Here is a 12,977-nt window from a genome sequence, read left to right on the forward strand (position 1 = left end):
CTGGGTCTGCCTGCCCACGGAGGCGCTCGCCCGATTCCTCTCGCGCCGAGGCAGAACGGCAGGCTGAGCGTCTGTTCCCGAACTGGCGCGAGGAGCTCGGCCTCGGCGCCCGCGAAGGGAAGGTTCGGCCAACTCCCGGCAACGTACTGCCCTTTGAGCCGGACCTGACCGCATACTCGGTCCCGCCCGTACACCGTTCCGGGAGGCAGACATGGCCCTGCACGTCACCCGCCGCACCGCCGTCACCACGTTCGCCGCCGCTGCCGTGGGGGCGGTCGCCGTTCCCTCGTCCGCGGGGGCGACCGGCGGACGGCCGCACAGAAAGCCGCTGCGGCGCGTCCACGCGCACAACGACTATCTGCACACCCGTCCGCTGCTCGACGCACTCGACCACCGCTTCACCAGCGTCGAGGCGGACATCTTCCTCGTGAACGGCGAACTTCTCGTCGCCCACGACCCGGTGGACCTCGACCCGGCCCGCACCCTCGCCTCGCTGTATCTCGAGCCGCTCGCCGAGCGGGTGCGCAGGAACCACGGGTCCGTGTACCGCGGACACCGGCGCCCGGTGCAGCTGCTCATCGACATCAAGGCCGACGGGGTGGCCACGTACGCGGAGCTGCACCGCCAACTGCACCGCTACCGGCACCTGTTCACCACGTACGCGCACGGGAAGGTGCGTCCGGGCGCCGTCACCGCGGTGATCTCCGGGGACCGGTCCGCGCGGGCGCCGATGGAGGCGCAGCAGGTGCGGTACGCGTTCTACGACGGCCGGCTCGCCGACCTCGGGGGGCCCGCGCCCGCCTCGCTCATCCCGCTCATCAGCGACAACTGGAACAACCACTTCACCTGGCGCGGCGCGGGACCGATGCCCACCGCCGAACGGGACAAGCTGCACCAGATCGTCGCCACCGCGCACAGCAGGGGGCAGCGCGTGCGCTTCTGGGCCACGCCCGATCTGCCCGGACCTGAGCGCGGGGCCGTCTGGCTCGAGCTGATCGCCGCCGACGCCGACCACCTCAACACCGATGATCTGGTCGCGCTCGAAGCCTTCCTGGACGCCTACGACCGGCGCTGAACCGGCTCCTGCCGAGGTCCCTGGGTGACCGTCACTCCCCGTCAACACACGTTCGGAGGACATGTCAGTCGGCCGGACGGCGCCCGCGTCACGCGACACTTGCGGCGAAAACGCCGCGGAGTTGACGTGGCGCAGGCGCGTAGGGAGTCCGGACGATGGCCATTTCGGTGTCAGTTGTACTGCTGCTGCTCATCCTCGCGATCGTGTTCCTGCGCAACGGTGCGCTGAAGATCACGCACGCCCTGGTCTGTGTCCTGCTCGGCTTCTATCTCGCCAGCACGAGCATGGCGCCGACCATCCAGAACGGGCTCACGGCCACCGCGAACATCGTGAGCAACCTCAACCCCTGACACTGCCGGTCAGGTGCCGAGCATCCGGGACCTGATCAGGAACCGGACTCCTTCCGGCGCCTCGAGTGAGAACCCGCCGCCCCGGCCCGCGACCACATCCACGATCAGCCGGGTGTGCTTCCACGCCTCGTACTGGCTCTTGGACATCCAGAACCCGATCGGCTCGTCCACCTTCTCGACGGCGAGCGAGGCGAGCAGCACATCGGAGTCGCCGGTGCGGAACTCGCCGGCCGGGTAGCACATCGGCGAACTGCCGTCACAGCAGCCGCCGGACTGGTGGAACATCAGCGGACCGTGCGTCGCACTCAGCTTCTGCAACAGCTCGGTGGCCGCGGGGGTGAGCTCCACCCGGGGAGCTTCCGTGGTCATGGGGGCCTCCTTCGGCCTGCGTCCGGCACTCCTGCGCCTTCGTCCGGAGTTCCTGAGCTTTCGTCGTGTGTCCGTGGCGACGGGCGTGCTCACCGCCTCAGTCTTGCCGCTGCTGCCCCGACTGGCCATGCGCGGCCCGGAGTTAATTCGCTGTCGCCCCGGCGGAGGCTGTGGCTATGCTCGGCGACGATGACGACCTACGCAGCTCACACAGTGGGCAGATGGGAGGTCCGGTCGTCGCAAGGTGAGTGCTGATGCTCCCTGCGACCGAGGCCCGGACCTCAGCCGCGACCGGCGACGACCGGCTCGCGCTCTGGCTGCGCGTGCGCGAGTTCGCCGTGCCGCCCACCATGATCGACACCGCCACCGTCCGCCGCGAGGCCGGGGACTGGGCGGGTGCCTGCGCCGCGGCACGGGTCGATGTCGATCTCGATCCGCGCGACCTCGCCCGTACGTACGGGGATGAGCTCGCGCGGCGACTCCGCAGCGATCTGCGGTACTTCGCGCCCGACCTGCTGCGCTGGCACATGCCGCGCGTCGGTCCCGACGGACTGCTGCGGCCCGGCGTCACGAGTGCGCTCGCGCGCTACGAGACGGGGGATCCGCGCCGTCCGCTCCACCTGGTGGTGCGGACGCCGCCCGCGTGGGCCGACGCCGGGCAGCGGATCAGTCTCACCGTGTGGGACGGGGCGCTGTCGGGCGGGCCCGCGCATCCGCATCCACGGCCCAGTCCGCGCTTCCGCTTCGATCTGCACCGGCATCTGTGGGATGCGCGCAGGGCGGGGGAGTTGGCGGAGCGGGCCGGCAGCGGCGGGTGCGCACCGGACGCGGAGCCGCACTGGGCCGTGGACCGCTGGGCCGTCGAGGCGCGGCTCGTGCGCGAGGCGGAAGGTCTTGCGCCCGACGGCCTTGCCGGTGTCCGGGTGGGCGGCGGGCGGTGCCTCGCGTTCGACACCCGCGAGGGGTGCGTCGTGCAGGCTTCGGGTCACTTCCCGCTGCTGCCCGACGCGGCCACCTGGGTGCCCCCCGACCGTGAACTCCTGCGGGCCGGACTGATCGACGGGGACCGGCTGCATCCGCTGGTGGCCGAGGCGCTGGGCGTACGGGCTCCCCAGTCCGCTGCCGTACGGGAGTCCGCGGGGCACACGCACCTCGTCGACTGCCGTGGGGAACGCCATCGCGTCGCGCTCGTCGACGGAGTCCTCTCACCCCTCGACCACGAACCCGCCGAGATCCACCGGGAGTCCCTGCTCGCGGCGCTCGGCGGGCCACCGATGCCCTGTCTGCAGGTCATCGACGAGGCCCACCGCGATCCCGTATCCCTCCCCGGCATCCGCGAACGGCTGGCGCACGGCGACTACACCGGAGCCCTCGACGTCGTCGAGGACCTGCTCGGGCGTGACGCCCGCCTGGGCGAAGGGCCGCTCCGTGACGCCCTGGAGACGGCGGTGAGCCGGCGCATCGACCACGGCCTCTACCGGTCGGGGCTCGGCGAGCCGGGCGGGTCCGGCACCAAGGTCCTCAAGAAGCCCAGGTCCGTGCGCAGTCACCCGCGCCAGGCGCCGGCCCGCTGAAACACGATGTCGCGCCTGCGCAGCACATCAGTAGCCACTCCACACAAACGAAAGGTGATCACACTTGGACACTGCCGTCAGCACCCCTCAACTCGACGTCGCCGAGGACCTGTTGGGCCTCCTGCGCGCCACCACCACCGAACCCCGCACCGACACCCAGCTCGAAGCGCTCACCCTCGCGGTCGCCGCCGACCTGCCCGTGCTGCTCTGGGGCGAGCCGGGCATCGGCAAGACGGCCGCGCTCACTCAGCTCGCCGAGGCCCTCGAACTCCCTCTGACCACCGTGATCGCGAGCGTGCACGAGCCCTCCGACTTCGCCGGGCTGCCCATCATCGGCGAGGATCCCGCGCGCCAGGGTGTGCCGATGGCGCCGCCGGACTGGGCCGTACGGCTTGTACGGGCCGGCAAGGGGCTCCTGTTCCTCGACGAGCTGTCCACCGCGGCGCCCGCCGTGCAGGCCGCACTGTTGCGGGTGGTCCTCGAACGGCGCATCGGAGCCCTGCAGTTGCCGCCCGGCGTACGGATCGTGGCGGCGGCCAACCCCCGCTCCTCGGCCGCCGACGGCTGGGAGCTGAGCGCACCGCTCGCCAACCGGTTCGTCCATCTGCAGTGGGCGCACGAGCAGGACGTCGTCGTCCGCGGCCTCGGCGGCACCTGGCCGCGCGCCACCCTGCCGAAGCTGGATCCCCGGCGTCTTGCGGAGTCCGTGGACTTCGCGCGCCGCGCCGTCTGCGGGCTGCTCGCGGCGCGCGCCGCCCTGGTGCACCAGCTGCCGGGCAACGAGACCCGGCGTGGCGGTGCCTGGCCCTCGCCGCGCAGCTGGGACATGACCCTGCGCCTGGTCGCCTTCGCGACGGCCGCCGACGCATCCCGCGAGGTGCTCTCGCTGCTCGTCCGGGGAGCCGTCGGCGACGGGCCCGGGTTCGAACTCCTCGCCAGTCTGGACCGGATGGACCTGCCCGACCCCGAAGACCTGCTCGCCGATCCGGCGGCGGCCGAGCTGCCCGACCGCGGCGATCTGCGTCAGGCGGTGCTCGACTCGGTGGTCGCGGCGGTCAGGGCACGACCGGAACGGGAGCGCTGGGACGCGGCCTGGAAGCTGCTCGTGCGCGCCCTGGAGACGGGAGCGCCCGACCTGGTGGTCGTACCGGCCAGTACCCTGGCTTCGCTGCGGCGCGAGGACTGGGACGTGCCGGACGCCATCGAGCAACTGGCCGGGGTGGTCACCGTGGCACGCAACGCCGATCAGGCGGCGGCGCGGGTCAAGTCGACCGCGGGGGTGGGGCGTTGACGGCGGATCCGCTTGTCCTCGACACCGAGAAGCTCTACGCCGCGCGCCTGCAGGCGGTCCGCGCCCGCCCGTATCTCGCGACCGCGCTCTTCGCGCTGCACGTCGTCGAGTCCCGTCAGGTCCCCACCATGGGCGTCGACCGGCACTGGCGCTGCTATGCGTCGCCTGCCTTCGTGGAGCGCACCCCGGTCGAGGATCTGGCCTCGGTGTGGGTGCACGAGGTCTCGCACCTGCTGCGCGACCACCACCGGCGCAGCGACCGGTACGCCCGCAAGCACGGGCTGAGCGGCGGTGCCGAACGGCTGCGGATGAACATCGCTGCGGACTGCGAGATCAACGACGACGCGTTCGGCAACGGGCTCAAGGTCCCCCAGGGAGCGGTGCACCCGAACGTGCTGGGTCTGGACAACGGCCGCCTCATGGAGGAGTACCTGGGGCAGTTCCGCCTCAGCAGGTTCACCGAGGCGTACGCCTGGCTGGACTGCGGCAGCGGAGCCGACGGAAGCGAACGGCCCTGGGACCTGGGGCCCGACGGCGCCCACGGGCTGAGCGAACAGGAGCGTGAGCTCGTACGGTTCCGGGTCGCGCAGGGGATCACGGGCCGGCCGGGCCGGGCGTCCGCCGCCTGGAAGCGGTGGGCCGAGGAGGCCTTCCAGACGCCGCAGCCATGGCGGGAGCTGCTCGGCGCCGCGATCCGCTCGGCCGCGTCCGCACCGGGGGTGGGGGAGGACTACACGTACGGCAGACCCGCCCGGCGTTCGGCGAGCCTGCCCGGGATCATCCTGCCGAGCCTGCGCCGCAGGCCGCCGCGGGTGAGCGTCGTGATCGACACCTCCGCCTCGGTCAGCGACGCCGAACTCGGCGCCGCGCTCATCGAAGTCGCCGCGATCTCCCAGACGGTGGGCGGCCGCCGCGACCTGGTCACCGTGGTGCCCTGCGACTCGGCCGCGCATCTGGTCCACCCGCTGTGCCGCGGTGAGGGCATCCCGCTGCTCGGCGGCGGCGGTACGGATCTGCGGGCGGGCTTCGCGAAGGCGCTGCGCGCCAAGGCGCGCCCCGATGTGATCGTCGCGCTCACCGACGGCCAGACCCCGTGGCCCAAGGAGCGCCCTCCGGCCCGTACCGTCGTCGGTCTCTTCCCTCGTGCGCCCCTGTACGACGAGGAGAACCCGGACTATGTACCGGATCCGGTGCCGGACTGGGCGAGGGTGGTGGAGATCGGGTAGGGGCGGGCCGGGGGTTGCGGCGGGTGCGGCCCGGAAAAACTGCGTTGCGCGAGCTCCGCGCCAACCCCGACAGTGGCTCCATGACGACGCTCACTGTGCGACCGGCAACGTACGACGACGCCGAGGCCGTGTGCACGCTGCTCAACGATGTCGACGAGATCGAGAGCGGCCGTCGCGAGACGGGCGTGACCGAGATCCTCGCCGACTGGAAGCACCCCGAGGTGGATCTCGCACGGGACTCCTGGCTCCTGTTCGAGGGCGAACGGCTCGTCGGCTACGGCCTGTTGTGGGACGAGTCGGCCGGCGAGCGGATCGACATCGACCTCTATCTGCTGCCGGGCCGCACCGACGGCGCCCGTACGCTCCTGGAGCGGATGGAGGTCCGCGCCGTCGAGTGCGCGGCCCGCAACGGCGCCCGGCGGGCGGTCGTGCACCAGGGTCTGCACATCTCGACGAATGTGGACACCGCGGTGCTGCACGAGCGCGGCTGGCGGACCGTGCGCCGCTATCACGTCATGGAGCGCCCGCTCAGCGCCGACACCGACCGTCTGCCTCGGGCGCCGGAGGGGGTCTGTCTGCGCCCCTGCCGCACCGAGGACGACCGCCGGCGCGCGCATGCGCTGCTCCAGGAGGCGTTCACCGACCACTACGACTTCCACCCGCGGACGTACGAGCAGTGGCTGCACGACATCGACGCGGAGAACGTCGACTGGTCACTTGTGTGGATCGCCCGGATCGAGGGCCAGGGCGACGTCGCGATCCTGCGTACCCGCAACGACCGCGCCACCATGGGCTGGATCGGCAACCTCGGCGTGGTCGACGCGGCCCGCGGCCGGGGCCTCGGCGGCTATCTGCTGCGCTACGCCTTCGCGTACTACGCGGCCCTCGGACGCGACACGATCGGCCTCGGCGTCGACACGGACAACAGCTCCGGCGCCCTCGCCCTGTACGAACGCCACGGCATGACGCTCGACTCCGCCGTGGACACCTGGGAGCTGATCCTGCCCGTGCGCGGCTGATCCGCTGAACTCCCTCCAGTGAAATGGGCAGTTCAGAGATTCGCCGTGTGATCCGGGACGTACATCTGCAGATCGCGCGGCGGCCGCTGGTAGCCGGTCGACGGCGGCCGCTTCGGCAGTTCGAGCACGGGCGGTGGTACGTCGCGGTACGGCAGAGTGCTGAGCAGGTGGGCGATCGTGTTCAGGCGTGCCCGCCGCTTGTCGTCGCTGCCGACCACGTACCAGGGCGCTTCCGGGATGTCCGTGTGCACGAGCATCTCGTCCTTGGCCCGTGAGTACGCCTCCCAGCGCGTGATCGACTCCAGGTCCATCGGCGACAGCTTCCAGCGGCGCAGCGGATCCTCGAGGCGGCGCCGGAAGCGCTCCTGCTGTTCGGTGTCGCTCACGGAGAACCAGTACTTGCGCAGCAGGATCCCGTCCTCCACGAGCAGCCGCTCGAAGATCGGGCACTGGTGCAGGAAGCGCTGGTACTCCTGCTTGGTGCAGTAGCCCATCACATGCTCCACGCCGGCGCGGTTGTACCAGCTGCGGTCGAACAGGACGATCTCCCCGGCGGCCGGCAGATGCTCGACGTACCGCTGGAAGTACCACTGGGTGCTCTGGCGTTCGGTCGGCTTCGGCAGCGCCGCGATCCGGGCGACGCGGGGGTTGAGATGCTCGGCGACCCGCTTGATCGTGCCGCCCTTGCCCGCCGCGTCGCGCCCTTCGAAGACGACGACGAGCCGGGCGCCCTCGGCCCGCACCCACTCCTGCACCTTCACCAACTCGGTCTGCAGGCGCAGGAGTTCCTTCTCGTACGTCTTGCGCGGCAGCGGCGCCGCTTTCTCCTTGGACACGTCCAACCCCGCCCCCGACTTCGGCACGGCCGCCCGCGTCGGGCGCCGAACAGCACGCTACAGGCGCACGCCCCCGCTCACACCTGTGTGTGGTCTAGGCCGACTCCCGCGTTCCCGACCATGCGGCCCAGAGCCGCGCGTACGGGCCGCCCGCGTCCTTGAGCTGCTCGTGCGGTCCCGACTCCACGACGCGTCCGTGCTCCATCACGACGACCCGGTCCGCCGTCGCGGCCTGGGTGAGGCGGTGGGCGACGATCAGTGCCGTACGGCCTTCGAGCGCGGCCCGTGAGGACTGTTCGAGCAGCCGTGCGCCGGCGCTGCCCGCCTCCGCGGTCGCCTCGTCCAGGACGGCGATCAGCGGGTCCGCCAACACCAGGCGGGCGAGCGCCAGTTGCTGCGCCTTCGCCGCGTCCAGGCTGTGCGCACCCTCGCCGACCACCGTGTCCAGGCCGTCGGGAAGAGCTTCGGCCCAGGTGAGGGCCTCGACCGTGGAGAGCGCAGCGCGCAGCTCCTCATCCGTCGCGTCGGGCTTGGCGAGCCGCAGATCCTCGGCGAGCGTGCCCGCGAACACATGCAGCTCCTGCGATACGAGGACAGCGCCGGGCCGGCCGTTCGCACCGGCCGGCATCGTGACCTCCCCGCGCGTCGGGCGCTGCACACCGGCCAGGATGCGGGCCAGCGTGGATTTACCCGCGCCACTGGTGCCGACCAGGGCCACATGCTCGCCCTCGTGCAGATCGAGATCGACGTCGTGCAGCACGGGCGAGGCCTCGCCGTACGCGTGCGAGATGCCGCGCACATGCACGAACGCGTCCTCGCTGCGCCCCGTGGCCGGACCGTCCGTCTCGTCCGGCAGATCGGTCACCCCGACGAGGCGGGCCAGGCCCGCGGTCGCCGACTGGGCGTCGTCGAGCAGCACCAGGGCCGCGTTGATGGGACCGAAGAGATTGTGGAAGTAGAGCGCGGCCGCCGTCGCCGTACCGATCGAGACGGTGTCCTCGCGCACCAGGACCAGACCCGCGAACAGCACACCCACCAGGCCGATGTACTCGCCGATGTGCAGCCGCCCGTAGAAACCGAGGACGAGGCGCACCCCGCGCTTGCTGAGCTCGACCGCCGCATGCGAGCGCTTCTCGACACGCTGCGTGTGGTCGTCCTCCAGGAGATGGCCGCGCACCGTGTCGGCGCCGCCGATGGTCTCCAGGAGCTGTTGCTGCTGTGCGCCGGTCGCGATGCGCTGCTGCGCGTACAGCGGGACCGCCTTGCGCACGTACCAGCGCGCGGTCCAGGCCTGCACCGGCACGGCGAGCAGCGCGGCTACCAGGAAGCGCCAGTCGAGCACCGCGAGCGCGATCAGCGTGAGGACGATCGTCAGGGTGGCGCGGGCGAGTTCGGGCAGCGCGGACCGCACGGCCTCGGACACCCGGGACACATCCCCCGTGACGCGGGCCGTCAGATCGCCGGAACCTGCACGCTCGATACGGTCGGCGGGCAGGGCGAGCGCCCGTTCGACGAACCGTTCTCGCAGCCGCGCGAGCACCGACTCGCCGAGCCTTGCCACCATCCCCAGACCGAGCGCGGTCGAGGCGCCCTGCACCAGGGCGACCACCACGAGCAGGACGACGGGCAGGGTCAGCACGCCGGTCGACACGGAGCCGCGGCGCGCGCCTTCGGCGACGAGGTCCACGATCCGGCCGAGCAGCGGCTGCATGAGCAGGCCGACACCGGTCGCGGCCACCAGGACCAGAGCCGAGCGAACCGCGAGGCCCCGGTCGGGGCGCAGGAGTTCCAGGGCGGCGGCGCGCGTACGGCGGCCGGTCGCCACAGGCAGCAGCTCGGCGGCGGAGGCCGCGTGCGCGGCGCTCTCGCCATCCGTTTCGGGCTGCCCGTTCTGTTCGTCCCGGGCGGTCTTCTTGAGATCCGGCGTGGTGGTCATGCCAGTACCGCCGTCCGGTAGCGAGGGCTGCGTTGGACAAGTTCTTCGTGGCGGGCCTCGTCGGCGATCCGTCCGCCGTCGATCAGGACCACGCGGTCGGCGACGGCGAGGAGCGCCGGGCTGCTGGTGACGAGGACGGTCGTACGGCCCCGTCGCACCTCGCGGATCCCGGAGGCGATACGGGCCTCGGTGGCCGCGTCGATCGCGGTGGTCGGGTCGTGCACGACGAGCACCTCGCGGTCGGCGGCGAGCGCACGGGCGAGCGCCACGCGCTGGCGCTGGCCGCCGGAGAGCGAACGGCCACGCTCGCCGACGGGAGCGTTCATGCCGCCGGGCACGGAGGCGGCGACCTCGTCGGCCGCGGCGGCGGCCGTCGCGGCCTCGTGGGCGGCGCCTCCGGCGGCGGTGATGTTCTCCTCGATCGACCCGGTGAACAGGTCGGCCGCGTGCTCGGCGACGAGGATCCGCGAGCGCAGCTCACGCGGCGACAGGGCGGTGAAGGGGACGCCGTGCAGAGCGAGGCGCCCCTGGTCGGGGTCGGTGTGGCGGGCCAGGCAGCGGACGAGTGTGTCGGCGTGCGCGGGGTCGGTGACGACGACGCCGAGGAACTCGCCGGGGGAGACGGTGAGTTCGAGGTCCTGGAGGCCCCCGTGGGTGAGGGCGGTGAGGCTGAGGGCGGCGGCGGGCTCGTCGGCGGGGGCGCCCTGCGCGGGGATCTCGGCGTGGTCGGCTGTGCCGCCCGGGGCCGGGAGAACCTCGCCCCCGGCGGTGTCGGCGATGCCGCCCGGTGCCGAGAGCACCTCGCCGACCCGTCCCGCCGAGGCCCGCGACCGTGCCACGTCCGCGGCCACCCAGGCCACGGTGTGCAGCGGTCCCGGCAGGAACAGGGCGAGGCCCACCGCGGCCACCAGCTCGCCGAGCCCGATCGCGTCGGTGAGGACGAGATGACCGCCGACGAGCGCGACCAGGGCGATGAAGATTCCGGTGAGGGCCTGCATCATGCCGGTCTGTACGGCCTCGGCCCGCGCCGCCCGCACCGTCGCGTCCAGCGCGGCCCGGCTGGTGTGCCGGTACCGCTCGGAAGCCGCGCGCTGGGCGCCGAGGCCCTGGAGCACCCGTACACCCGCGACGAGGTCGGCAGCGACGCCCGACGCATGGGCGGCGCGCTCCTGCTCGGCATGACTGCGGTGTTCCAGGGGGCGGGCCAGAAGCTGGCCGAGTCCCATCAGGACCGGAGTGCCGAGCAGGATCAGGAGGCCCAGCGGAACGGAGGCGCGAAGCAGCAGCACCGCGCCCGCCGCCAGACCGACGACCGCGCCGAAGCCGATCGGCAGGGAGAACGTGACGCCGCCGGCCCGCCGCGCGTCCTCGGTGGTGACGGAGACCAGGGCGCCGGGCGGCCGGCCGCGCTCGGCGCCGCCGTACGGATCGAGCACGCGGCGGATCAGGCGCATCCGCAGGGTGTGCCCCGCGTGCTCCTTGGCGTACTCGGCCGTGCGCGCGCCCAGCTGGAAGCCGCCGGACAGGAAGACATAGACAACCGCGAGGATCAGCGCCCACCGGCCGAACGAGGCGAGGTCCGGCTCGACGATGGCGCGGTCCACGAAGAACCCGATGAGGACGGGGATCAGCGCCTCGCCGATCTGGTGCGAGGCATTGAGCGCACAGGCCGCGATCACGCGGCGCCGCTCGCCCTTGATCACTGTGCGCAGCACTTCACGCCCGTCGCGCCGCGCGGCGTCCCGCATGTCTCTCTCCCCACCAGGCCGTTTCCCAAGCCAGGTAAGGCTAACTTGACCGGCCTCGGGGAGGGAGAGTGGTCGGCGGGTCCGTGATCGGTCGACCAGTCCGGCGCAGTTTGTATACCACTTGGCCGGTGACATTGGCCGCGCATCGGTCGAATGTGCAGCTGTGATGAGGATTTCGATGCGTCGCGGTTACACCCTTGATCGGGTTCTTCGATTTGGTATACAAAAATTGAGTCGCGTCCCCGACCTTCCCAGGAGCCCCCGATGTGCGTGGAAGCCGCCCCGCCGCCCTCCAGCCGGATGACCCGTCGCGGGGTGCTCGCCGCGGCCGCTGCCCTCGCCGGCACCGCGGCGGCGGTGACCCCGGCCGCGGCCGCGTCGACGGGCGGCGGTTCCCCCCGCGGTGGCGACCTCGTCGTCGAAGGCGGCACGCTGCTCGACCCGGCCACGGGTGAGGTCACCGAGGACGCCGTGGTGGTCATCGAGAACGGGACCGTCCGAGCGGCCGGTGCCCGCCGCGACATCACCGTGCCTTCGGGTGCGCAGGTAGTCGAGGCCCACGGGAAGTGGATCCTGCCGGGGCTCGTGGACGCCCATATCCACCTCAACACCGCCACCGAGGCGCGCGACGCCGTACGGCAGGGCGCGACCAGCGCCCGCAGCGGTTCGACCAACTTCTACCAGGACATCGCGGTACGGGAGCTGGCCCGCCAGGCGCCCGCCCTGGCACCCCGCCTGAAGGCGGCGGGCGTCTTCGTCACGCCCGACCTCGGCGACACGGTGCTCGCCGACCCGGACCTGACCGGGCTCGCCCGCCTGAAGGACGGGGTGCGCTCCGCCGAGGCGCTGCGCCGCGTCATCGAGGTGAATCTCGCCCGCGGCGCCGACGTGATCAAGACCCGGGTCAACGAGCGCGCCGGACTGCCCGAGCAGGACCCGCTCGCCCAGGTCTACTCGTACGAGCAGCTGCGGGAGATCGTCACCGCGGCGCGTCGCGGCGGCAAGGGCGTGCTGTGCCACAGCTATGCCGAGCAGGGCTGCCACGACGCGGTGACCGCCGGCATCCGCTCCCTCGAACACGGCGTGTTCGTCGGCGAACGCACCCTCGCCGAAATGCGCCGCAGGGGTACGTACTTCACGCCCACCCTCTCCGCGATCGCGGGCCTGGCCGAGTCCTCGGACCCGGTGCTCGCCGAGCGCGGCCGCACCTATCTGCCGGTACTCAAGCGGGCCGTGCTCGCCGCGCACGAGCGGGGTGTGCCGCTGGCCGCGGGCACCGACTCGTCGGGCGGCAGGGTCAAGCCCATCGGCCGCGAGATCGAGCTGATGCACTCCGCGGGCCTGTCCCCGCTCGACGCGATCCGTACCGCCACGACCGGCGCGGCCCGGCTGCTCGGCCTCGAGCGCACGGTGGGCCGGCTCGCGCGGGGCTTCGCCGGCGACGTGGTGATCGCCGACGGCGATCCGCTGGCCGACGTGACCGTGCTCAAGCAGCCGGTCCGGGTGGTACGGGCGGGCATCGCGCTCTGAGCGGCCCACCCGCCTTCTTTGCA

The 12,977-nt window shown here is 72.3% G+C and carries 11 protein-coding genes; 7 read left to right on the top strand and 4 right to left on the bottom strand.

The genetic code is table 11. From position 1 onward, the window contains the following. The first annotated feature begins 211 nt into the window (after window positions 1-211). Together H9Y04_RS33005 and H9Y04_RS33010 are read left to right on the top strand one after the other, a co-directional pair. Complete coding sequence (locus H9Y04_RS33005; protein ID WP_187817808.1) at window positions 212-1,075, top strand: phosphatidylinositol-specific phospholipase C/glycerophosphodiester phosphodiesterase family protein; 864 nt, start codon at window positions 212-214, stop codon at window positions 1,073-1,075. A gap of 155 nt (window positions 1,076-1,230) precedes the next feature. Continuing rightward, window positions 1,231-1,425 (top strand): hypothetical protein, encoded by a 195-nt coding sequence (locus H9Y04_RS33010; RefSeq protein ID WP_165334980.1) that lies wholly within the window; start codon window positions 1,231-1,233, stop codon window positions 1,423-1,425. A 9-nt stretch (window positions 1,426-1,434) separates the two neighbouring features. Here H9Y04_RS33010 and H9Y04_RS33015 read toward each other — a convergent pair whose 3' ends face one another. Beyond that, entirely contained in the window at window positions 1,435-1,794 is a 360-nt protein-coding gene (locus tag H9Y04_RS33015) for a DUF779 domain-containing protein (RefSeq protein ID WP_187817809.1), read from the bottom strand. Window positions 1,795-2,048: 254 nt separating this feature from the next. Between H9Y04_RS33015 and H9Y04_RS33020 the strand changes: the two genes are divergently transcribed. From H9Y04_RS33020 to H9Y04_RS33035, 4 genes are all read left to right on the top strand, one after another. Continuing rightward, complete coding sequence (locus tag H9Y04_RS33020; protein ID WP_187817810.1) at window positions 2,049-3,368, top strand: hypothetical protein; 1,320 nt, start codon at window positions 2,049-2,051, stop codon at window positions 3,366-3,368. A gap of 64 nt (window positions 3,369-3,432) precedes the next feature. Continuing rightward, window positions 3,433-4,659 carry an AAA family ATPase gene (locus H9Y04_RS33025; protein WP_187817811.1) on the top strand — a complete coding sequence of 409 codons (1,227 nt, stop codon included), beginning with the start codon at window positions 3,433-3,435 and terminating at the stop codon, window positions 4,657-4,659. After that, complete coding sequence (locus H9Y04_RS33030) at window positions 4,656-5,885, top strand: vWA domain-containing protein (protein WP_187817812.1); 1,230 nt, start codon at window positions 4,656-4,658, stop codon at window positions 5,883-5,885. Before H9Y04_RS33025 ends, H9Y04_RS33030 begins: the two co-directional genes overlap by 4 nt. Window positions 5,886-5,965: 80 nt before the next feature. Next, on the top strand, window positions 5,966-6,904 hold the full coding sequence (locus H9Y04_RS33035) for a GNAT family N-acetyltransferase (RefSeq protein WP_187817813.1): 939 nt from the start codon (window positions 5,966-5,968) through the stop codon (window positions 6,902-6,904). 32 nt (window positions 6,905-6,936) lie between these two features. On the opposite strand, the gene ppk2 is transcribed toward H9Y04_RS33035, so the two are convergent. From ppk2 to H9Y04_RS33050, 3 genes are all read right to left on the bottom strand, one after another. After that, entirely contained in the window at window positions 6,937-7,740 is an 804-nt protein-coding gene (gene ppk2, locus H9Y04_RS33040) for a polyphosphate kinase 2 (protein ID WP_187817814.1), read from the bottom strand. Window positions 7,741-7,834: 94 nt separating this feature from the next. Then, window positions 7,835-9,676: an ABC transporter ATP-binding protein gene (locus tag H9Y04_RS33045; RefSeq protein WP_187817815.1), complete on the bottom strand. Its 1,842-nt coding sequence runs from the start codon at window positions 9,674-9,676 to the stop codon at window positions 7,835-7,837. Continuing rightward, window positions 9,673-11,424, bottom strand: a complete 1,752-nt coding sequence (locus H9Y04_RS33050) for an ABC transporter ATP-binding protein (RefSeq protein ID WP_187817816.1) — start codon at window positions 11,422-11,424, stop codon at window positions 9,673-9,675. The genes H9Y04_RS33045 and H9Y04_RS33050 overlap by 4 nt, the downstream gene beginning before the upstream one ends. 264 nt (window positions 11,425-11,688) lie before the next feature. On the opposite strand from H9Y04_RS33050, the gene H9Y04_RS33055 reads away from it, so the two are divergent. Further along, complete coding sequence (locus tag H9Y04_RS33055) at window positions 11,689-12,954, top strand: amidohydrolase family protein (RefSeq protein ID WP_187817817.1); 1,266 nt, start codon at window positions 11,689-11,691, stop codon at window positions 12,952-12,954. Window positions 12,955-12,977 lie beyond the last annotated feature (23 nt).

It is taken from the genome of Streptomyces polyasparticus (assembly GCF_014493765.1).
Lineage (GTDB): Bacteria > Actinomycetota > Actinomycetes > Streptomycetales > Streptomycetaceae > Streptomyces > Streptomyces polyasparticus.

Coding starts and splice junctions, on each gene's coding strand:
- H9Y04_RS33005 (WP_187817808.1), top strand. CDS start 212: ATGGCCCTGCACGTCACCCGCCGCACCGCCGTCACCACGTTCGCCGCC.
- H9Y04_RS33010 (WP_165334980.1), top strand. CDS start 1,231: ATGGCCATTTCGGTGTCAGTTGTACTGCTGCTGCTCATCCTCGCGATC.
- H9Y04_RS33015 (WP_187817809.1), bottom strand. CDS start 1,794: ATGACCACGGAAGCTCCCCGGGTGGAGCTCACCCCCGCGGCCACCGAG.
- H9Y04_RS33020 (WP_187817810.1), top strand. CDS start 2,049: ATGCTCCCTGCGACCGAGGCCCGGACCTCAGCCGCGACCGGCGACGAC.
- H9Y04_RS33035 (WP_187817813.1), top strand. CDS start 5,966: ATGACGACGCTCACTGTGCGACCGGCAACGTACGACGACGCCGAGGCC.
- H9Y04_RS33045 (WP_187817815.1), bottom strand. CDS start 9,676: ATGACCACCACGCCGGATCTCAAGAAGACCGCCCGGGACGAACAGAAC.
- H9Y04_RS33050 (WP_187817816.1), bottom strand. CDS start 11,424: ATGCGGGACGCCGCGCGGCGCGACGGGCGTGAAGTGCTGCGCACAGTG.
- H9Y04_RS33055 (WP_187817817.1), top strand. CDS start 11,689: ATGTGCGTGGAAGCCGCCCCGCCGCCCTCCAGCCGGATGACCCGTCGC.